The organism is Mycobacterium sp. 012931 (genome assembly GCF_000419295.1).
Taxonomy (GTDB): domain Bacteria; phylum Actinomycetota; class Actinomycetes; order Mycobacteriales; family Mycobacteriaceae; genus Mycobacterium; species Mycobacterium marinum.
The window spans coordinates 3,262,162-3,281,781 of sequence record NZ_AOPX01000001.1 but is presented as its reverse complement, the minus strand read 5'-3'; the positions used below and the strand labels follow the sequence as shown (position 1 = coordinate 3,281,781).

At 66.6% G+C, this 19,620-nt stretch carries 16 protein-coding genes and 2 pseudogenes; 8 read left to right on the top strand and 10 right to left on the bottom strand.

Translation table 11 applies throughout. From position 1 onward, the window contains the following. Entirely contained in the window at positions 1 to 1,542 is a 1,542-nt protein-coding gene (locus tag MMSP_RS14470; protein ID WP_036426529.1) for a molybdopterin-dependent oxidoreductase, read from the bottom strand. Positions 1,543 to 1,704: 162 nt separating this feature from the next. Here MMSP_RS14470 and MMSP_RS14465 point away from each other — a divergent pair, with 162 nt between their 5' ends. Together MMSP_RS14465 and MMSP_RS14460 are read left to right on the top strand one after the other, a co-directional pair. Next, the gene (locus tag MMSP_RS14465; RefSeq protein ID WP_020787222.1) at positions 1,705 to 2,532 is read left to right on the top strand and encodes an SDR family oxidoreductase; all 828 of its coding nucleotides are present in this window, start codon (positions 1,705 to 1,707) and stop codon (positions 2,530 to 2,532) included. Further along, a complete protein-coding gene (locus tag MMSP_RS14460; RefSeq protein WP_015355694.1) occupies positions 2,529 to 3,425 on the top strand; it encodes an oxygenase MpaB family protein in 897 nt (298 codons plus the stop codon). The genes MMSP_RS14465 and MMSP_RS14460 overlap by 4 nt, the downstream gene beginning before the upstream one ends. Positions 3,426 to 3,510: 85 nt before the next feature. Here the strand turns inward: MMSP_RS14460 and MMSP_RS14455 are convergent, their stop codons facing one another. Beyond that, positions 3,511 to 4,257, bottom strand: a complete 747-nt coding sequence (locus MMSP_RS14455; protein ID WP_020787221.1) for an adenylate/guanylate cyclase domain-containing protein — start codon at positions 4,255 to 4,257, stop codon at positions 3,511 to 3,513. Positions 4,258 to 4,330: 73 nt separating this feature from the next. Here MMSP_RS14455 and MMSP_RS14450 point away from each other — a divergent pair, with 73 nt between their 5' ends. The 5 genes from MMSP_RS14450 (at position 4,331) to MMSP_RS14435 (ending at position 9,550) form a co-directional block, all read left to right on the top strand. Continuing rightward, on the top strand, positions 4,331 to 5,659 hold the full coding sequence (locus MMSP_RS14450; RefSeq protein ID WP_020787220.1) for a hypothetical protein: 1,329 nt from the start codon (positions 4,331 to 4,333) through the stop codon (positions 5,657 to 5,659). Between the two features lie 235 nt (positions 5,660 to 5,894). Further along, a complete protein-coding gene (locus tag MMSP_RS28540) occupies positions 5,895 to 6,245 on the top strand; it encodes a hypothetical protein (protein ID WP_232022543.1) in 351 nt (116 codons plus the stop codon). An 85-nt stretch (positions 6,246 to 6,330) separates the two neighbouring features. After that, positions 6,331 to 7,440 carry a precorrin-3B synthase gene (gene cobG, locus MMSP_RS14445; RefSeq protein ID WP_011740282.1) on the top strand — a complete coding sequence of 370 codons (1,110 nt, stop codon included), beginning with the start codon at positions 6,331 to 6,333 and terminating at the stop codon, positions 7,438 to 7,440. Between the two features lie 17 nt (positions 7,441 to 7,457). Next, positions 7,458 to 8,084: a precorrin-8X methylmutase gene (locus MMSP_RS14440; protein ID WP_020787216.1), complete on the top strand. Its 627-nt coding sequence runs from the start codon at positions 7,458 to 7,460 to the stop codon at positions 8,082 to 8,084. After that, on the top strand, positions 8,081 to 9,550 hold the full coding sequence (locus MMSP_RS14435; protein WP_020787215.1) for a precorrin-2 C(20)-methyltransferase: 1,470 nt from the start codon (positions 8,081 to 8,083) through the stop codon (positions 9,548 to 9,550). Before MMSP_RS14440 ends, MMSP_RS14435 begins: the two co-directional genes overlap by 4 nt. Here the strand turns inward: MMSP_RS14435 and MMSP_RS14430 are convergent. The 4 genes and pseudogenes from MMSP_RS14430 to bla all read right to left on the bottom strand — a co-directional run bounded on the left by MMSP_RS14430 (position 9,547) and on the right by bla (position 15,518). Continuing rightward, positions 9,547 to 10,773: a bifunctional 2-polyprenyl-6-hydroxyphenol methylase/3-demethylubiquinol 3-O-methyltransferase UbiG gene (locus tag MMSP_RS14430; RefSeq protein ID WP_020787214.1), complete on the bottom strand. Its 1,227-nt coding sequence runs from the start codon at positions 10,771 to 10,773 to the stop codon at positions 9,547 to 9,549. The two genes, MMSP_RS14435 and MMSP_RS14430, sit on opposite strands and share 4 nt — an antisense overlap. A 32-nt stretch (positions 10,774 to 10,805) precedes the next feature. Beyond that, a pseudogene (locus tag MMSP_RS14425) lies at positions 10,806 to 13,766 on the bottom strand (RND family transporter). Between the two features lie 32 nt (positions 13,767 to 13,798). Continuing rightward, positions 13,799 to 14,230, bottom strand: coding sequence for an MmpS family transport accessory protein (locus MMSP_RS14420; protein WP_011740286.1), 432 nt, complete (start codon positions 14,228 to 14,230; stop codon positions 13,799 to 13,801). Positions 14,231 to 14,581: 351 nt separating this feature from the next. Next, positions 14,582 to 15,518, bottom strand: a pseudogene (bla, locus tag MMSP_RS14415) (class A beta-lactamase). A 135-nt stretch (positions 15,519 to 15,653) separates the two neighbouring features. Here bla and sigC point away from each other — a divergent pair. Beyond that, positions 15,654 to 16,208 (top strand): RNA polymerase sigma factor SigC, encoded by a 555-nt coding sequence (gene sigC, locus MMSP_RS14410; RefSeq protein WP_012394740.1) that lies wholly within the window; start codon positions 15,654 to 15,656, stop codon positions 16,206 to 16,208. A 5-nt stretch (positions 16,209 to 16,213) separates the two neighbouring features. Here the strand turns inward: sigC and MMSP_RS14405 are convergent, their stop codons facing one another. The 4 genes from MMSP_RS14405 to MMSP_RS14390 are packed head-to-tail and all read right to left on the bottom strand — an operon-like array spanning position 16,214 to position 19,603. Further along, the gene (locus MMSP_RS14405; protein ID WP_036426527.1) at positions 16,214 to 16,942 is read right to left on the bottom strand and encodes a cobalt-precorrin-6A reductase; all 729 of its coding nucleotides are present in this window, start codon (positions 16,940 to 16,942) and stop codon (positions 16,214 to 16,216) included. Beyond that, positions 16,939 to 17,688 (bottom strand): precorrin-4 C(11)-methyltransferase, encoded by a 750-nt coding sequence (gene cobM / locus MMSP_RS14400; protein ID WP_020787208.1) that lies wholly within the window; start codon positions 17,686 to 17,688, stop codon positions 16,939 to 16,941. The genes MMSP_RS14405 and cobM overlap by 4 nt, the downstream gene beginning before the upstream one ends. Continuing rightward, positions 17,685 to 18,857 (bottom strand): bifunctional cobalt-precorrin-7 (C(5))-methyltransferase/cobalt-precorrin-6B (C(15))-methyltransferase, encoded by a 1,173-nt coding sequence (locus MMSP_RS14395; RefSeq protein WP_015355687.1) that lies wholly within the window; start codon positions 18,855 to 18,857, stop codon positions 17,685 to 17,687. The genes cobM and MMSP_RS14395 overlap by 4 nt, the downstream gene beginning before the upstream one ends. Further along, positions 18,854 to 19,603: an SDR family NAD(P)-dependent oxidoreductase gene (locus MMSP_RS14390; RefSeq protein ID WP_020787207.1), complete on the bottom strand. Its 750-nt coding sequence runs from the start codon at positions 19,601 to 19,603 to the stop codon at positions 18,854 to 18,856. Before MMSP_RS14390 ends, MMSP_RS14395 begins: the two co-directional genes overlap by 4 nt. Positions 19,604 to 19,620 lie beyond the last annotated feature (17 nt).

Sequence of the window (19,620 nt, the reverse complement as noted above, 5' to 3'; positions counted from 1 at the left end):
TCACTTGTCCACCACGGTGAAGGTCACCGTGTGCCAGCCGGTAGCGCCATCGGGAACCGGATCGGCCCGATCTTCGGTTTGCACCGCCCCGGTGTTGTCGATGGCCCGCACAGTAATGGTGTGAGTCCCGGGGCTTTTGGCCTGCCAAGGCAAACTCCACAACCGCCACGTCGCATTGGAATAACTCGCGCCCAGTTCAGCGCGCTGCCACCCGCCGTCCCCGATACGGACCTCCACGGCCCGCACGCCACGATTCTGCGCCCATGCGACACCGCCGAACACCACGGGCCCCACCCGCACCTTCTGACCTCTTTTCGGCACATCGATCCGCGACTCGGTCTTGATCGGCGCCCGCGCGGCCCAGCCCTGCCGCGTCCAGTACGCCTTGGCCCTGTCGAACCGGGTCAGCTCCAGCTCGACCACCCATTTGGTTGCCGACACGTAGCCGTAAAGTCCGGGCACCACCAGGCGGGCGGGGTAGCCATGCTCGACCGGCAGGGGCTGGCCGTTGAGGCCCAGCGCTAGCAGCGCTTCACGGCCGTCGGCGAGGGCCTGCACCGGAGTACCGGCGGTGAACCCGTCGATTGAAGTCGAGAGCACCATATCGGCGTCTTTGTGCACACCGGCGGCCGACAACAGATCCGCGACCCGGTATCCCGTCCAGATGCCCGTTGAAATGAGGTTTCCACCAACCGGATTGGATACGCAGGTCAGTGTGGCCACCGTTTCGACCACGTCGAATTGGGTGAGGTCGTCGAACGTGTAGCTGATTTCGCGGTCCACCATGCCGTGAATGCGCAGCCGCCAGTCACCGCGGCTGAGTTGCGGCACAACAAGTGCGGTGTCGATCCGGTAGAAGTCGGCGCTAGGTGTGATGAAGTCCGGGAGCGCAACACCTTTCGGTTGCACATCGGCCGGTATTGGCGGCGCCGTTGTTCCTGGCTGGGGAAGGGTGAATGCCTTGCGGTCGGCCGCCACCGAATGCGCCAGGCGCACGAGGACCGCACCCGTTACCCCGGTTACGACTCCGAATCCCAGCAAGCCCAACATGATCAACCTGCGCCGGCCGGCGTCCGACTGGTCGCCGCTGCCGTTCGGATCCTCTGCGTCGGGCCAGAACCGGCGCATCAGCACGCGCAGCAGCAGCACACCGCAGGCGGCGCCCGCGATGGTGGGAATCGTGTCCAGGAGGGTCCCACCCTGGCGCGACAGCACGGCGGCGCAGCCGAGAACACCCGCCGCGGCGATCACGGCGCTGCCGAGCGGGCGGCGCTGGGTCTCGAGGGTCCCGGCCAGCGCCGCCAATGTCGCGATCACTACGAGCACCACGATGGCTAGGAAGGGTTTGTCCAATGGACCGAGGGCCTGGATCACCCACTCTTTGATCGGCCCCGGGGTGATATCGATGACCGCAGAGCCGACCGCCGTGCGTGCGTCGGCGCGCGTCCCAAACGGGATGCTGACCACCTGGGCGACACCGAGCGCGACGGACGCAGCGGCAACCCCGGCAAGCATCCACTCGTTCGCCGAGGGCCCCGCCATCCCAGCGACTCTACTCGCGCCGCTCTCTGCCAGCGCAAAAGTTCCGCCGCACAAGCAAACCAGCGCATTCGGCACGGTTGCGTCGGCCACTGGCGGCGCCGGTGCGGATCCCTCCGTTGGTGTGGGTTCCTGGGGACAGTCGCCAAGTCGTACCGTGTAGCGATGACATTTTCGGTTGCCGGAAAAGTCGTCGCCATCACCGGTGGGGCTCGCGGAATCGGTCTGGCTATCGCCACGGCGCTACACGGCTTGGGCACCAAAGTCGCGATCGGCGACATCGATGAGTCCACGGCCAAATCATCCGGCGACCGGCTCGGGCTGCCGCTGGCCTGCGGATTGGATGTGACAAACCGGCAGTCGTTCACCGCTTTCCTCGACACCGTCGAGGACAAGTTGGGGCCACTGGATGTCCTGGTGAACAACGCCGGTTTGATCTCGGTGGGCAGCGCGGTCGATGAGCCTGACGATGCCACTCACCGCCTGTTCGACGTGAACGTCCACGGCGTCATCCTCGGCACCAAATTGGCCACGCAGCGGATGCTGCCCCGACGCCGCGGGCACGTCATCAACATCGGCTCGGTGGGCAGCATGCTGCCCACCGAAGGCATCGCAACCTACTGCGCCACCAAGCATGCCGTGCTCGGCTACACCGACGCGGTCCGAATGGAAACCCGCGGCAAGGGAGTCCATTTTTCGGTGATCATGCCGACGCTGACCAATACCGAAATGGTCGCCGGTGTCGGACATGCGAAGGGCTTCAAGAATGCCGAGCCGGAAGACGTCGCGCGGGCGGTCGTCGGCGTGATTGCGAAGCCGGAACCCCATGTGGCCGTGCCTCGTTCGCTGGGTGTGACGCTGTGGGCGCAGCGTCTGATGCCGTTGGGCCTGGCGGAGGCGCTTGGCCGCGCGCTGGGGTCCGGGCGCGTTTTCACCACCGATCTGCGACGCGACCAGCACGACGTCTACACCCGGCGGACCGGCATTTCGTGACCCCGGTGAACACTCGCGTCGACCTGGGGCCCGAGTCGCTGCTCTGGCGCTGGGCGGGCGACATGCGAATCGCTTTCGAGGGCGGTACGGCGGGTTTGATGCAGACGATGCATCCCGCGATCGGCCAAGGGCTCATCGACCACTCGAACTTTTTCGACGATCCGGTAGACCGGGTATTCCGTTCACTGCCCGGCATTCTCGGCACCATCTACGACGGACCCGATGCGGACGCGACCGGGATCAGGGTGCGCGACTTCCACCGCGACATCAAGGGCCAACTGCCCGACGGGCAGCGCTACCACACACTCAAACCCGAGACGTACTGGTGGGCACACGCCACCTTCCAGATGATGGTGCACCGGCTCGCCGAGCACTGGGATGTCCACCGGTTGACCGATCGCGAACGCGAACGCCTTTACCTCGAGGGCTGCGAATGGTACCGGCGATACGGCATGACCGACTCGGTGCTGCCCCCGACGTTGGCTGATTTCAACCGTGAATACGAGCGCTACTGCACCGAAGTGCTGCAGCCCAACGCTGCTTCGGATTTTCTGATCGAGTTCATCCAGCGCACGGCGATCCCGGACATGAGCACCTCGCCGGATTATCCGAGCACTCCGCTGCTGCGCCCGATCATGGACGCCCTGCTGCCCACGATGCCGGTTCGCACCGCGCTGGCAACGCCGATGCGCCTGGTCATCTTTGGCGGTCTGCCTCCGGTTGTGCGGGAGCGCTTCGGGATTGGGTGGTCCGGCGTCGACGAGGCAAGCTATCGCGCGTTGCGGACCACCATCAAACAGGGTTGGCGCACCGTGCCCGCGTCGCTGAAGTGGCACGACACCGCGCGCCGGAGCTGGCTTCGTGAGCTGGGCCGCATTCCACGCCGGTTCTAGCCGGGGGCAGCACAGCACCGTGCTTCGCGGGGACTGACCGCCCGCGACAACCGCTAGTTGCCGATCTGGGCTCGGTAGTTCCGATTTACCCGGTCCGCTCCCCCAGCACTCGAAAGTGGGTGATCGGCGCATCGATTTCCGCCATGGCCACAGCTGCGCACCCCTCCAAGTCGAAATGGTCACGTACCAGGGCCGCAACGGTGTGCGAGACCACCGCGGCGCCCGGCGGCGCCTGGCCGGACACCCGGGTAGCAACGTTGGCGGCCAGCCCGTAAACGTCGTCTCGAGTGATGTCGGAAGACACCAGCCCGCGATGCACCCCGGCTCGCACGGCGATCCCCACGCCGAATCGGCGTTGCGCGTAGTCGCTGAGCTTGCTGACCTCTCGGGTGATCTCCAAGCTCGCCCGCACGGCACGGTGCGCGTCGTTGTGCTGCCCCGCCCGATGCCCGAAAACCACCAGCAGCCCCTCGCCCTTCGGCGAGCCGATGTGGCCGCCAAACCGGTTCGCGATCTCCAGCACCAGGTCTCGATAGCGGCCCACCAACAGCCCGTAGCTACAGGGCTCCAGTCGGGTCGAAAGAATGGTGGCGTCGACCAGGTCGGCGAACACGATCGTCAAGCGCCGGATCTTGCCCCCGTCGCCCGGGGCCGCCGCCAGCACGCCCCGGGCCTCGATGTTTCCCTGTTCGACCGCCAGCACCTGCTGCGCGAGAGCATCAGCCACACCACGTTCGCCCCGGTTGAGGGCCAGCACGGCGCGGTCCAGCAGCTCGTCGAGCGACCCAGCGGCGCGGTTGGGTTGCTCGGGGCGCGGCTGACCCTCGCTCACGTCAATATCGTGTCACCTACCCGCATCGGCGTGAACCGAAGACGCGCACTGGTTCGACCCGTCGACCATCGAGATGCTCGGCTCATTGCTGGCCAACGGAACCGGTCGACTACTGCTGGTAATCACCGGACGCCCCGGCGACTGGCTTCCGCGGCAGTGGCCGGTCGAAGTGATCGAGTTGAAGCCGTTGACCCAGGAACAGACCGATACCCTGATCGACGCTCTGGATCCCGGCCTGTCCTCGGACGATCGCGCGGCGATAGCTGGCCGTTGCGACGGCGTGCCGTTCTACATCGAGCAGGTCGTCACCGGCCTGCGCACCAGCGGAGTTCCGGAGGGCCTCTACGAGCCCCTGCTGGCCCGGCTGCGCGCGAGCGCCAACGTCGTCCCGGTCGTGGAGGCCGCCGCGCTCATCGGCCGCCACCTGGATCGTGGCTTGTTGACCTCGGTGGTCGACCTGAGTGACGACGCGCTCGACGATGTCCTGGGCGAACTCGAGGATGCGCAGGTGTTCGAGCCGTGGGGTACCAACGGCTGGCGATTCCGCCACGAGTTGCTTCGCGAGGTAGCCGCGGAGTTGGCACCGCCCAGCGTCCGCCGCGAACTGCATTCCAAGGTGGCCAACGCCTTGATCGGCGGGGCGGGCGGCGAACCCGACTGGCAGCTGGTGGCCGCACACTACGAGCGGGCCGAGAACCACGGCGAGGCCGTATCGGCGTACCAGCGGGCATCCACCGCCGCCAGACGCCGCGGCGCCGTCGGCGAGGCCCGCGGCTACCTGACAAACGCACTCACGCAGATCGATCGACAGGGGGCCGAGCGCGCCCGCGATCTGCGGGAGATGGCGGTGCGGCTGGAACGGGGGTTTCTCGCCAGCGTTGCCGAGGGCCCGCTCAATCGCGCCACCGCGACCGACTTCGAGTGCTGCCTGCGGTTGGGCGGGGCCGAGGTCCGTGATGACGAGGTCTTCGAGACGTTGCTCGCCCTGGCCGGGTATTACTTCGCGGTGGGCGACCTGGCCCGCTCTACCGGAGTATTCGAGGCGTTACGCGCTGGCCTCACCGACGGGCGGGAGTTCTTCGGGTTGTTGATCAGGATCTGTCTCGGCATCGCAGCGTGGCTGCGCGGTGCGTTTGCCACCGCGGGCCCGCAGATACAGTGCGCCGTCGAGGAGTTGCTGGCCGCAGACCAGCACACAATCGAGGCCATGTGGTTCGCGCCGACAGATCCGCTGACCATGGCACACGGTGTGCTGGCTCTCGATCGGATCGCCCACGGCGATCTGCGCGCGGCACAGGCCCAGGTTGCTCAGGCCGCCCGGCGGGCCGACGGACTCAGCTTCCCGCACGGTCCCTTCAGCGTCGGCTTTGCGCGGTTCTTCGAGATTTGGGTGGACGTCTAAGCCCACCGGTTCGACCACGCCGCGGCGGCGGCCTCCGGCCTGATCGACCACGCCCAGCGGCACGGGTTCGAGGTGTGGGCACTGTGGGGTACGGCGCTGCGGGCCACGGTCGACGCGCTGGCATCGATTGGGTCGGATGACCCGGCCGTGATCGGCGCGAGCATCGCGCGCGCAACCGAACTGGTGCAGACCGTTCGCGCGGCCGGTTTAACGGTGTACGTCACCCTGTTCGAGGGTGCCCTCGGGCAGGCGCTGGCCGCCGCTGCTGCATCGCGAGCAGGCCCGCGCCCGCTTGGAAGAGGCGATCGCGTTGGGCCGTAGCACCGAAATGTGCTTCTACGAAGCCGAATTGTTGCGGCTGCGCGCACATACCCAGGACGACCCCGCCACCCGTAGTTCGGAGCTGGCCGCCGCCCTGGACCTTGCCCGCCGACAGGGCACCCCGCTCTACGAATTGCGCGCCGCACTTGATGATTTCGAACTACGCGGGGGGCCCGCCCGCCAGGCGCTCGTGGAAGCTTTCAACCGGATGCCCACCGATAGCCCGCTGCCCGAACTCGCGCGTGCTCGCCGCATGCTGGCCTGAGCCGCTGCGTGGGTCACCCCACTTTCGGGGCCGCACCCGGAGTCGGTTGATACGGCGCGCTTGCTGCGTCCCGTACCGTGAGCAGGTGACCCGTGCGCGTGATGCCGACGCCTGTCCGGGTGCGCTGCAAGTGCATCAGGCCGCCGACGGCGCTCTGGTGCGGGTTCGGTTGCCCGGCGGCCGGCTCACCGCCGACCAGTTGGCGGCGCTTGCCCGCGCCTCCAACGAGTTGGCATCGGCAACGCTGGAGCTGACCGCCCGCGGCAACCTGCAACTGCGCGCGATCACCGACGTGATGGCGGTGGCCGACGCCATTGCCAATGCCGGGCTGTTGCCGTCACCCACCCATGAGCGGGTCCGCAATATCGTGGCCTCGCCACTGTCTGGCCGCGTCGGCGGGCTGGCCGACCTGCAGTCGTGGGTCGGCGAGCTGGATGCCGCGATTTGCGCCGAACCCCTGCTGGCGCAATTGGGCGGCCGGTTCTGGTTCAGCATCGACGACGGGCGCGCCGATGTGTCCGGGCTGGGTGCCGATGTGGGTGTGCACGTGTTGGCAGACGGATGCGCGGTGCTGCTGGACGGGCGTGACACCGGTGTCCGGCTGGCCCCCGACGACGTGGTGCCAACCCTCACGGAGCTGGCCGTGAGATTCACCCAGATGCGCGGAAACTTCTGGCGGGTAAACGAATTGATCGATCCGAGCGTCCTGGTTCCCGGCGCCGCGCCGGGCTCGCGATTTCCGGCCGTCACCAAGGCTCCGGTGGGCTGGATACCGCAACGGGACGGCCGCGTCACGCTGGGCGCTGCGGTGCCGCTGGGGATTCTGCCCGCCCGCGTCGCGGAGTTCCTCGCCGCGATCGAGGCTCCGATAGCGATCACCCCGTGGCGATCGGTGCTGGTATTTGATCTCGATGAAGCCATCGCCGACACCGCACTGCGGGTGCTCGCACCGCTGGGGTTGGTGTTCGACGAGAACTCTCCCTGGCTCAACGTCAGCGCGTGCACCGGCAGCCCCGGCTGCGCCAGCTCGGCCGCCGATGTTCGGGCGGATGCGGCGCTGTCGGTGCGTACCGAAGCCGCAGCTTCCGGGGTGCACCGGCACTTCGTCGGCTGTGAGCGGGCGTGTGGGAGCCCGCTGGCGGGTGAGGTATTGGTAGCCACCGCGCAGGGCTACCGGCTGCTGCGAAAAGCCTGACGTCTTAGGGTGAGCGAGTGCTCGACTACATCCGTGACGCCGTGGAGATCTATCGACAGTCGTTCGCGACCATCCGCGCCGAGGCCGATCTGAGTCGGTTTCCCGCCGATATCGCACGGGTGGTGGTACGGCTGATCCATACCTGCGGACAGGTCGATGTCGCCGAGCACGTGGCCTACACCGCTGATGTGGTCACCCGGGCCGGGACCGCGCTACGCGATGGTGCCCCGGTGTTGTGTGATTCCTCGATGGTGGCGGCCGGGATAACCGTCGCACGGCTTCCCGCCGACAATCAGGTGGTGTCGCTGGTCGCCGATCCCAGGGCGGCCGGGCTGGCCGCGCGACGCGAGACGACCCGCTCGGCGGCCGGGGTGGAGCTGTGGGCGGATCGGCTGGCCGGCGCGGTGCTGGCGATCGGCAACGCACCCACCGCCCTGTTCCGGCTACTCGAGTTGATCGACGAGGGGGCGCCAGCACCAGCCGCGGTGCTGGGCGGTCCGGTGGGCTTCGTCGGCTCGGCCCAGTCCAAGCAGGAACTCATCGACAGACCGCGCGGCATGTCCTATCTGGTGGTAGGTGGCCGCCGCGGCGGTAGCGCCATGGCCGCGGCCGCCGTCAACGCGATTGCGAACGACAGCGAATGACCGATCGGGGCACACTGTGGGGTGTCGGGCTGGGGCCCGGTGATCCAGAGCTGGTGACGGTCAAGGCCGCCCGGGTGATCGGCGAGGCGGATGTGGTGGCTTACCACAGCGCCCGGCACGGCCGCAGCATTGCCCGCGGCATCGCGGAACGGTATCTGCGGCCCGGCCAGATCGAGGAGCATCTGATCTATCCGGTGACCACCGAAACCACCGATCATCCCGGCGGTTACGCCGGCGCGCTCGAGGACTTCTATGAGCAGGCCACCGAGCGCATTGCCGCGCACCTCGATGCCGGGCGCAACGTGGCGCTGCTCGCCGAGGGAGACCCGCTGTTCTACAGCTCATACATGCACCTGCACACCCGGTTGACCCAGCGGTTCGACGCCGTCATCGTGCCGGGGGTGACCTCGGTGAGCGCCGCCTCCGCGGCCATCGCCACCCCGCTGGTGGCCGGCGACGAGGTGCTGTCGGTGCTGCCCGGCACCCTGCCGGTTGCCGAGCTGACCCGTCGCCTCGCCGACGTCGACGCGGCCGTGGTGCTCAAGCTGGGACGTTCGTATCACAATGTCCGCGAAGCACTTTCGACTTCCGGCCAGCTCGATGACACGTTCTACGTGGAGCGAGCCAGCACGCCGGGGCAGCGCGTGTTGCCAGCCGCCGACGTCGACGAAGCCAGCGTGCCCTATTTTTCGCTGGCCATGCTGCCTGGCGGCCGTCGGAGCACGGTGGTCGCCGGCACCGTTGCCGTGGTCGGATTGGGCCCCGGCGACACGGACTGGATGACGCCACAGAGCCGCCGGGAGCTGGCACGGGCGACCGACCTGATCGGCTATGGCCCCTACCTGGACCGGATTTCGGTCCGTGACGGCCAGCGGCGTCATCCCAGCGACAACACCGACGAACCCGCCCGAGCCCGGCTGGCCTGCTCGCTGGCCGAGCAGGGGCGCGCGGTGGCGGTGGTGTCTTCTGGCGACCCGGGCGTGTTCGCAATGGCCACTGCCGTGCTCGAGGAGGCCAAACAGTGGCCCGGGGTGCCGGTTCGGGTCATTCCCGCGATGACGGCGGCCCAGGCCGTGGCCAGTCGGGTCGGCGCCCCGCTGGGACATGACTACGCGGTGATCTCGCTGTCGGACCGGCTCAAGCCGTGGGAGGTGATCGCGGCACGCCTTGGCGCTGCCGCCGCGGCGGACCTGGTGCTGGCGATCTACAACCCGGCGTCGAAGACTCGGACGTGGCAGGTCGGCGCGATGCGAGAGCTGCTGCTGCAACACCGGGACCCAGGCACTCCGGTGGTGATCGGCCGCAATGTGTCCGGACCCGATGAGGATGTCCGCGTGGTGCGCCTGGCCGACCTGAACCCAGCCGACGTCGACATGCGCTGCCTGCTGATCATCGGCTCGTCCCAAACCCAGTGGTATGCCGTTGATTCGACCGACCGGGTGTTCACGCCCCGCCACTACCCCTAGCCGGCTGGGCCGGTATTGAGCGCCACCGCAATGAAATCCAGCCGCCACAGCGACTTGAAGAGGTGGCGGCCGAACTCCTCGAGTTCGGCGATGCCGCCCCCGGGGCCCTCGCCGCTTTGCGCGACACCGGCCGCGATTTCTCCAATGGTGCGACGGCCGTCGACCTTGCGTAAGAAGGCCAGCTGCTCTGGCTTGGGCGTCATCTGGAAACCGGGCCAGATCATTTCGTTGCCCGACACCACACAGCGCGTCCGCAGCACCGGAACGTAGTCCAACGCGTCTGCAGCCGAAAAGTCAATCGTGTAAGACTCTTTGGGCCGATCCGGGTGACAGGCCATGAACAGATGGACGCCGTTCAATGTTTCCACGCGCTCCATCACCGACCACAGTTTCGGCTCCGGCAACGCGTTCACCGCCGCATAGAACTTGCTGTTGGGCACGAAGAAATCGTGCGGATAGTACGGTGTCTTCTGAAACCAACCCTGGAATACCAATCCGGCGTCCGCGACGAGGTCGACGCACTCCTCCACGGTGTAGCTGCGTTGGCGGCCGTGCAGAAAGGTATCGACCAAGGCGGCATCGGAGGTCAGGTCCCGAGCCTTTTTCAGATAGTTCTGAACCGGATGGTAGGGCGGCATCAGAGCGATGGCTTCCTTGACCATCGTCACCGAAACGTCGTCCTGGCCCAGACCCAGGTCGCGGAAAACCGAATCCAGCAGATCGACGCCGATGCGACCGTACTTGCCGTACAGCATCGCCGCGACCACGCCATCGGGGCGCAGGCAACCGGCCAGCGCCTTCATTCCGGTCAGCGGATCTGCCATGTGGTGCAGGACGCCGCTGGATACCACGAGATCGAAGTCACGCCCCAGCGTGTGCAGGTCTTCGATTGGCAGCAAATGCAACTCGAGGTTGGTCAGCCCGTACTTGTCTTTCAGATACTGCTGATGATCCAGTGAAGTCTGACTGACATCGACGGCGACGACCTTCGCCGATCGATTCGTGAACGCGAAAATCGCTGCCTGGTTGGTTCCGCAGCCGGCGATCAAGATATCGAGATCGGGCTGGTATGCCCGGTCCGGCCACAGAATCCGGTGGGAATACACCGGATCGAACCACTCCCAGTTGGCTGAGGTCCATGCCGGCAAATCCTCGATGGGATGCGGGTAGACCCACCGCTGGTACTGACGAGAGACGATGTCGGCACGCGGATCGTCGTTCACTTCGGCGCTGGCTCCTTCGGTTGTCGGGCCAGCTAACGAGCGCTCCCGTCAGCACCGCCCGTCTCCGGCGCCGGAGCAGCTGCTGGGACAGTGGCCGGATCGCCGTTAGAACGTTCAGGCGAACCACCGTATCCAGCCGGCTGGGAAGTCGCCACATCTGTGGGCTCGCCCAGCAGCAGGGAACGAACCAGCCGGCGCGGCTCGAAGGGGCCCAGCATGTAGCTGGCCGGGCGCGGCCGCACTCGCAGCGGCCACCAGAACCAGCGTCCGAGCAGCGCGGCCACCGATGGCGTCATCAGCGAGCGCACGATCAGGGTGTCGAACAACAGGCCGAGACCAATCGTGCTGCCGGCCTGGCCAATCGAGCGCAGGTCGCTGGCAACCATGGACAACATGGTGAAGGCGAACACCAGTCCGGCCGCGGTCACCACACCGCCCGTTTCACCCATCGAGCGAATGATGCCGGTCTTCAGTCCTGCGCCGATCTCTTCCTGGAAGCGCGAAACGAGCAGCAGGTTGTAGTCGGATCCGACCGCCAACAGAATGATCACCCCGAACACCGGCGCGATCCAGTTCAAGTCCAGGCCCAGGATGTGCTGCCAGACCAACACGGACAGCCCGAATGCGGCGCCCAACGACAGCAACACCGTTCCGACGATCACCAGTGAAGCCACCAAGGCCCGGGTGATGATCACCATGACCACGAAGATCAACGTCAGCGCCGCGATTCCCGCGATCAGGATGTCGTACTTGGAACCGGTTTGGATGTCGTTGTAGATCGCCGCTGTCCCGGTGAGATAGAACTTGGCGTCGGCCAGCGGCGTCCCCTTCACCGCTTGGCGCGCGGCATTGAGTTCCGGCTTGACCGCCGCGATACCTTTCGGAGTTGCCGGGTCGGAGTCGTGGGTGATGATGAAGCGCGCGGCCTTACCGTCCGATGACAAGAACAGTTTCAGACCCCGCTGGAAGTCAGGGTTGTCGAACGCTTCCGGCGGCAGATAGAAGTAGTCGTCGGCCTTGGAAGCGTCAAACGCCTGGCCCATCGCGCTAGCGGTGTCGGTCATCCGCGACATCTGTGTGACAAGCCCCGAGAAGCTGCTGTGCAGGGTGAGCAGCGTGCCTCGCATGGAGGTTGCCACCGCGATCATCGACGGGAACTCGGCCTGCATCCGGGGCAGTATCGAGTCGACGTCGTTCATGTCGCCGATCAGCGCGTCCATGTTCTCGCTGAACTTGTAGACGCCGTCGATGGCGTCAAAGACCGATCGCGACGCCCAACAGACCGGGATGTTGAAGCAGTGCTGTTCCCAGTACAGGTAGCCGCGGAACGGTCGCGCGAAATCATCGAAATCGGCCAGATGATCCCGCATTTCGTTGAGCGTGACCCGCATTTCGCCCATGTCGCCGACCATCCGGTGCGTCGTGCCGCTCATCTGACCCAGCAGACCCTGCATGCGCTCCATCGAGGCGATCATGGCGCCCAGGTCGTCGCTCATCTTGAGCATGTCGGCCGTGCGCTCTTTCATGAACTTCAGATTCTGTTGTATCGGCAGCGCTTGCATGCTGACCTGGAACGGAATCGACGAGTGCTCGATGGGGCTGCCCAGGGGCCTGGTGATGCTTTGCACCCGCGCGATACCCGGTGCCCGGAACACCTCCTTAGCGATCCGGTCCAGCAGAATCATGTCCGAGGAATTACGCATGTCATGATCGCCCTCGATCATGAGGATGTCGGGGTTCAGTCTCGCCGCACTGAAATGCTGCTCCGCGGCGACGTACCCAACGTTGGACGGCAAGTTACGCGGGATGTAGTAGCGATCGTTTTAGCTGATCTTCATGCCCGGCACGACCATCATCCCGACCAGGGCAATCAGCAGTGACGCCACGAACACCGGCCCAGGCCAGCGGACGGTCGCGGTACCGATGCGCCGCCAGCCGCGGACCTTGATCATCCGTCGCGGATCGAGCAGGCCGAACCGGGTGGCCACCGCGACGATGGCCGGCGCCGCCGTCAGCGCACCGGCAATGACAACCAACAACCCCAACGCAGAGGGGATGCCCAGTGCCTTGAAGTAGGACAGCCGAGCCAAGTGCAGACAGAACGTTGCGCCGGCGATCGTCAGCCCCGAGCCCAAGATGACGTGATAGGTGCCGCGGAACATCGAATAGTAGGCCGTCTCGCGATCTTCACCGGCCTGGCGTGCCTCTTGGTAACGGCCGATGAGAAATATCGCGTAGTCGGTGCCCGCCGCGATTGCCAGCGATGACAACATGGCCACGACGAACGTCGAGAACCCCAGCAAATGGTGGTGCCCGAGCAGGGCGATGACTCCCCTGGCGGTGCCCATCTCGAAACCGACCATCGCCAACACCAGCAGCACCGTGCTGACCGAGCGATAGACGATGAACAGCATGATCATGATGACCACGCCGGTCACGCCCATCATCTTGAACATGCTCTTGTCGGCGGCCTCGTTCATGTCGGTGGTCAAAGCCCCCGGACCGGTGATGTAGACCCGCATTCCGTCAGGTGGCGGTGACCGGTCCACGATGGCGCGCACCGCGTCGACAGACTCGTTACCCAGGGTGCTGCCTTGGTTTCCCGCGATGTTCAGTTGCACGTAGGCGGCTTTGCCGTCGCCACTTTGAACACCCGCGGCCGTGATTCGGTCCGCCCACAGGTTGTGGACGTGCTGGACGTGTTCGGTGTCGGCCTCCAGCTTTTGCACCAGGCCGTCGTAGTAGCGGTGTGCGGCGTCGCCGAGTTCCTTGTCGCTCTCGAGAACGATCATCACGATGCTGTCCGAGTCGGACTCGTGGAACGTCTTGCCGATGCGCTTGGCGGCGATCATCGCGGGCGCATCTTGCGGCGACATCGTCACCGCGTTATCCCTTGCGACAAACTCGATTTGCGGCACGAAGACATTGACCGCGATGGTCAGCAACAGCCAGATCAGGATGATCGGTATCGCGAACGCGCGCACCATCCGCATGAATCGGGGGCGGTCGTTGCCGCTCTTGCCGCTCATGCTGCTTTCACCAAGCAGAAGGTCTGGGCGTGGTGTCCCTGCGCGGATTGCTCGTCCTTGACGTCACCGTTGACGGTGATGCGACAACCAATGCTGTCGCTGTTGCCCTGCGCCACAATGTTGGCGATGATCGCCGGGATTGTCGTCGTGATCGTGCGGGTCCAGGGCAGGGTGCTGAAATCCGCTTCCTCGGGCTCGGCGTTCTTGTTCAGATAACTCACGCTGCCGGCCGTACCACTTGGCCCAAAAACCTCGTAGGTCACTTGTTTTGGGTTGAACGGCACGATGGTCTCCACGCTGCTGCCGGTCGACGAGAAGATCTCGTCGGAGCCGAACACACCCCGAAGACGATCGACCGCTGTGCCCCCGATGGCGACCGCGATAACAACAACGATCGGCACCCACGCCCGCTTCAGAAAGGTGAACACTTACGTTTCCCTTCGCTCATGGCCCCTAGCCACCGAATTAGTCTGGCGCGCCCGCTGTCGCGTGGAATAGGGCCATTTGCCCCTGCGAGCGGTGGTCATCAGGCCCAAAGAACGCCCCGCCCTGACCACGTCAACACCACTTTCACCGCCCCACGCATGCCGGCACGACACGGGACGACCAGTTGCTGACATGCGCCAACTCACCCGTCCCCTCCTTCGCTCACGACATCCTCCCGACGACCATTTATACCATACCCCGTAGGGTATATAGGAAGGCTGGCGGAGCGAACCAAGACGATGCCGATACATGTGGCTAGCGCACGCCGCCGGCCAATTCAGGCAAATGCAGGCTCAGGCAGACCACTGTGCGAGAACGTCGGCCACGCACTTGGCCGCGTCGGCTACCAGCGGATCACACCAGGGGGCCTCGGGGCCGCCGCCGACTCGATCGGTCATGATCGCCACCACGTAGGGCGTGCCACCCGGTGACCACACCACCGCAACGTCATTGGCCCGTCCGTATTCGCCCGAGCCGGTCTTGTCGATCACCCGCCAGTCAGCCGGGAATCCGGCCCTGATTCGCTTGGCGCCGGTGGTGCTGCGCCCCAACCAGTCGATCAGCTTGTCGCGCTTCTCGGGGAGCAACGCGTCACCGAGAACCACCTGTTGATAGTCCATAGCGATGGCATGGGGGGGTGGTGGTGTCGCGCACGTCTCCGGGCGGATTGCGGTTCAGCTCTGGTTCCATCTGATCAAGCCGGCTTACCGAGTCACCCAGGCTCCGCAGGTACTCGTTGAAGGCCGCGATACCGCCGATGTCCTGGAGCAACAGATTGGCCGCGGTGCCGTCGCTGTAGCGAATCGTCGCATCGCACAGCCCGCCGATGCTCATCCCGGTCGCCAGATGCTGCTCGGTGATCGGCGACGTCGACCGGATATCGGCACTGTTGTAGGTGATCACCGTGCCGAGATGGGCAATCGAATACCGGTGCAGGACCGCGGCACCGAGCAACCCCTTGAACGTGGAGCAGAAGGCGAATCGTTCATCGCCGCGATGCTCGACCGCCGCCGTCGCGTCGGTTCCCGGCACGTACACCCCCAGTCGTGCCTCGTACTTCTGCTCGAGTTCAGCAAAGCGGCTTTCGAGGTCCGGGCTGGGCACCGCCATCGTCGAGGCCAAGTGTTGATCACTGGCCGCTTTGGCGCATGCCGAAAGCGGGACCAACGCAGCCATCGCCGCTAGCAACTGACGCCGGTTTACCGCCGACCGCGGGTTTGAGGGACGCATATCGCGAACGAGTGTCCCACGATCCCGGTTTCAGCGTGTCGCTTCCCCGGCGCTGCGGCGTGGGGCGGCCCCGCCGCGGCGCTCTACGACGGCCGGTCGTAGGGCGCCGCACCTGCCCGGTTAAGGTATTTGCCCATGACCACGTCACCGGACGACGAGGCCGTCACAGCATTGGCTCTGGCGGCCGCGGATGGTGACGCGCGGGCATTCGAAGCGTTCATCAAAGCCACCCAGCAAGACGTGTGGCGTTTTGTGGCCTACCTGTCGGACGCGGGCAGCGCCGACGATCTGACCCAGGAGACCTTCCTGCGCGCCATCGGCGCCATCCGGCGGTTCGGCGGGCGGTCCAGTGCTCGAACCTGGCTACTGGCGATCGCACGGCGGGTGGTGGCCGATCACATCCGCCACCTGCAAGCACGGCCGCGCGCCGCACACGGGGTGGACCCCGAGCTGCTCCTTGACCGTGGACGGCGCGCTCGCGGCTTCGAAGACCTGGTGGAAGTGACCACGATGATCGCCCAGCTGACCTCCGATCAGCGGGAGGCGCTGCTGTTGACCCAGCTGCTGGGCCTGTCCTACACCGACGCCGCCGCCGTGTGCGGCTGCCCGGTGGGGACCATCCGGTCCCGTGTCGCCCGGGCGCGCGACGCGCTGCTCGCCGACAACGAGCGCGACGATCTAACCGGCTGACGTAGCTAGCGCAGGCGCGCGACCCAAGCGGCGGCCTCCTCGACCGTGCCCACACTGCTCACGCCCGCCGGTAGCCGCGGTCGCGCCACCATCACCACCGGGACATCGAGTGCGCCAGCGGCATCCAGTTTGGCGCGGGTCATGGCGCCGCCGCTGTTCTTGGTGACCAGTGCGTCGATCCGGTGTTCGCGCAGCAGCCTCACCTCGTCGTCGTAGTGGTATGGCCCCCGGGAGAGCACCAGCTGGTGACGACGCGGCAACGAGGCGCCGTCAGGCGCGGTGACCGCGCGAATCAGAAACCATGCGTCGCTGTCGATGAAGGCCGCCGTGCCGGATCGGCCGGTGGTCAGAAATATCCGCGAGAACCGTTGTTGTGCTACCGATTCCGCCGCTTCGATGTCGGATCTCACCACCAGGGCCGCCCCCGGATCCCATGGTGGGCGAGCCAAGACGATGTGGGGTAAGGCCAGTTCGGCACAGACTTGGGCGGCGTGGGCGGTCATGGTCGCCGCGAACGGATGGGTGGCGTCCACCACGGCGTCGATGCGCTCGTCAACGAGCCAGCGTCGCAGCCCGTCGACACCGCCGAACCCGCCGATGCGCACCGGGCCAACCGGCAGCGCGGGGTCGGGCACCCGCCCGGCCAGCGAGCTGACCAGGTCGACCTGCGGATGTAGCCGGGCGGCCAGGGCGCGCCCCTCGCTGGTGCCGCCGAGCAGCAATAGCCGCGTCAATGCGCCCCCCGGCGGGCCACCGAGTACAGGTAGCTGTCGGTGAAGCCGTCGGCCGCCAGCACGTCGCCCACGACGATGACCGCGGTCTTGGTGATGTTGGCGTTGTGCATCTGTGCGGCGATGTCGGACAGCGTGCCGCGCAGCACGGCCTGTTGCGGCCAACTGGCGAAAGCGACTACCGCGGCGGGTGTTTCGGGTCGGTAGCCTCCGGCCAGCAGTTGCGGGATGATGGCATCGATCTGCGCGGCGGCCAGGTGTAGCACCAGCGTGGCGCCGGGCTTGGCCAGGGCAGCCAGGTCCTCCCCCGGCGGCATCGGCGTGGACAGGGTGGAAATCCTGGTCAACGTGACGGTCTGCGACACCCCGGGCACGGTGAACTCGCGCTTGAGTGCGGCCGCGGCAGCGGCGAACGCCGGTACGCCCGGAACGATTTCGTAGCCGATGCCCAGCGCGTCGAGTCGGCGGCACTGCTCGGCCAGCGCGCTGTACAGCGACGGGTCACCCGAGTGCAGCCGGGCCACGTCGTGGCCGGCGGCGTGAGCGGCGGCGAGTTCGGTGATGATCTGCTCGAGGGTGAGCGGACCGGTGTCGACGACTTTCGCCTCAACCGGACAGTAAGCGAGTAGGTCATCGGGCATGATCGAGCCTGTGTACAGGCACACCGGGCAGCTTTGGAGCAGCCGTTGACCGCGCAGCGTGATCAGATCCGCTGCCCCCGGCCCGGCGCCGATGAAATAGACCGTCATCGCTTGGTCACCGCCCATTGGGTGACCGGCATCTGCGGGCGCCAGCCGGTGAAGCCCCCCAGCGGCTCGCCCTGATAGTGCTGGAATCGTCGCAGCTGGCCGCCGAGGCGCGAGTGCGCGTGCACCAACGCGGCTTCCGACTCCGCGGTGACCACGTTGGCGACCAGGCGCCCGCCCGTGGGCAGATGGCCCAGGCAGCTGTCGAGCAAACCGGGCTGGGTCAGGCCACCGCCGAGGAAGATCGCCGATGGTTCGGCGGTGCCCTCGAACGCCAGCGGCGCTTCGCCGCGCGCATCGACGCTTACCCCGAAGGACACCGCGTTGGATTCGATGTTGGCCCGGCGCCGCTCGTCACGCTCGAAAGCCACCGCGGTGCAGCCCGGCCAGCTGCGGCACCACTGGACGGCGATGCTGCCCGAGCCCGAGCCGACGTCCCATAGTCGCTCACCCGGCCGCGGCGCCAGGGCCGCCACGGTCAGCGCGCGGATGCCGTGTTTGGTGATCTGGCCGTCGTGAGCGAAGGCGTCGTCGGGCGGCGCCAGTACCCGCGCCTCGGGCAGATAGCGGATGGCGATGACGTTGAGGTCGTCGACGTCGACGGGGGCCTCGGCGGCCCACTTTCTGGCGGTGCCATGGCGGTGGCGCTCGACCGGACCGCCGAGCTGTTCGAGCACGCTGAATTCGGAGTCACCGCTGCCGTGCGCATGCAGGAGCGCCGCCAGCTGCGAGGGCGTGGCCTTGCTGTTGGACAAGATGATCGCCTGCCCGCCGCGGCGTAGCGCGGTGTGCGGCGGCGCGGTGACCAGGCTGATCACCTCGGTGTCATGCACGTTCCAGCCCATTCGGGCGCACGCGAGCGTCACCGCGGAAACGTGCGGCACGACCCTGACGTGTTCGGGGCCGAACAGCCGGATGAGGGTGCCGCCGATGCCGTGCATCAGTGGATCGCCGCTGGCGACAACGTGGATGTCGGGTCCATCGGCGGGCAGTTGTTGCAGCGCCGGCAGCATCGGCGACGGCCACTCACGACGACTGGCGGTGACCGTCTCATCGAGCAGGTCAAGCTGCCGTTTGGAGCCGTAAATTATTGTGGCTCTTTGCAGTTCGCAGCGCGACGCATCGGATAGCCCGGGTATGCCGTCGGCGCCGATACCGACCACGACAATCATCGCGGCATCTTTCGCCACAGGAATTGCGGCAGTAGCCGCAGCACGAAGAACATCGGCCGCAGTGCCCACGGAATCCAGACGGTGCGCCACCCTTTGGCCAGTGCCCGCGTGGTGGCGGCGGCCACCTGGCCCGGGGTGCTCGATAGGGGTGCGGGGGCCATGCCCTCGGTCATCCGCCCGATGACGAAACCGGGCCGCACGATCAGCAACCGCACCCCGGTGCCGTGCAGCGCGTCGGCCAATCCGCTGGCGAAGCCGTCCAGGCCGGCCTTGGCCGATCCGTAGACATAGTTGGCGCGACGTACCCGCGCCCCGGCCACCGAGGAGAACACCACCAGCGCCCCGCGGCCGGCGGTGCGCATCGCCGCCGCCAGGTGGGTGAGCAGACTGATCTGAGCGACGTAGTCGGTGTGCACAATGGCGATGGCATGCTCGGCGTCGCGCTCCGCACGGGCCTGGTCGCCCAGGATCCCGAAAGCCAGCACCGCGGTACCGATCGGCCCGTGATCGGCGACGATCGAGGCAACCAACGGGCCGTGGCCGGCCACGTCGTCGGCGTCGAACTCGCGGGTGTGCACCGCCGCCGCGCCGGCGGTCTTCAGGGCGGCGACCTGCACGTCAAGCTGGTCGCCGCCCCGCGCCGCCAGTATCACCGTCGCCCCCGGAGCCAGCCGACGCGCGAGTTCACTGCCGATCTCGCTGCGACCGCCGAAAATTACCACCGGACCTGCGCTCGTGTCGTCCACGGCTGCGATTATCGCCT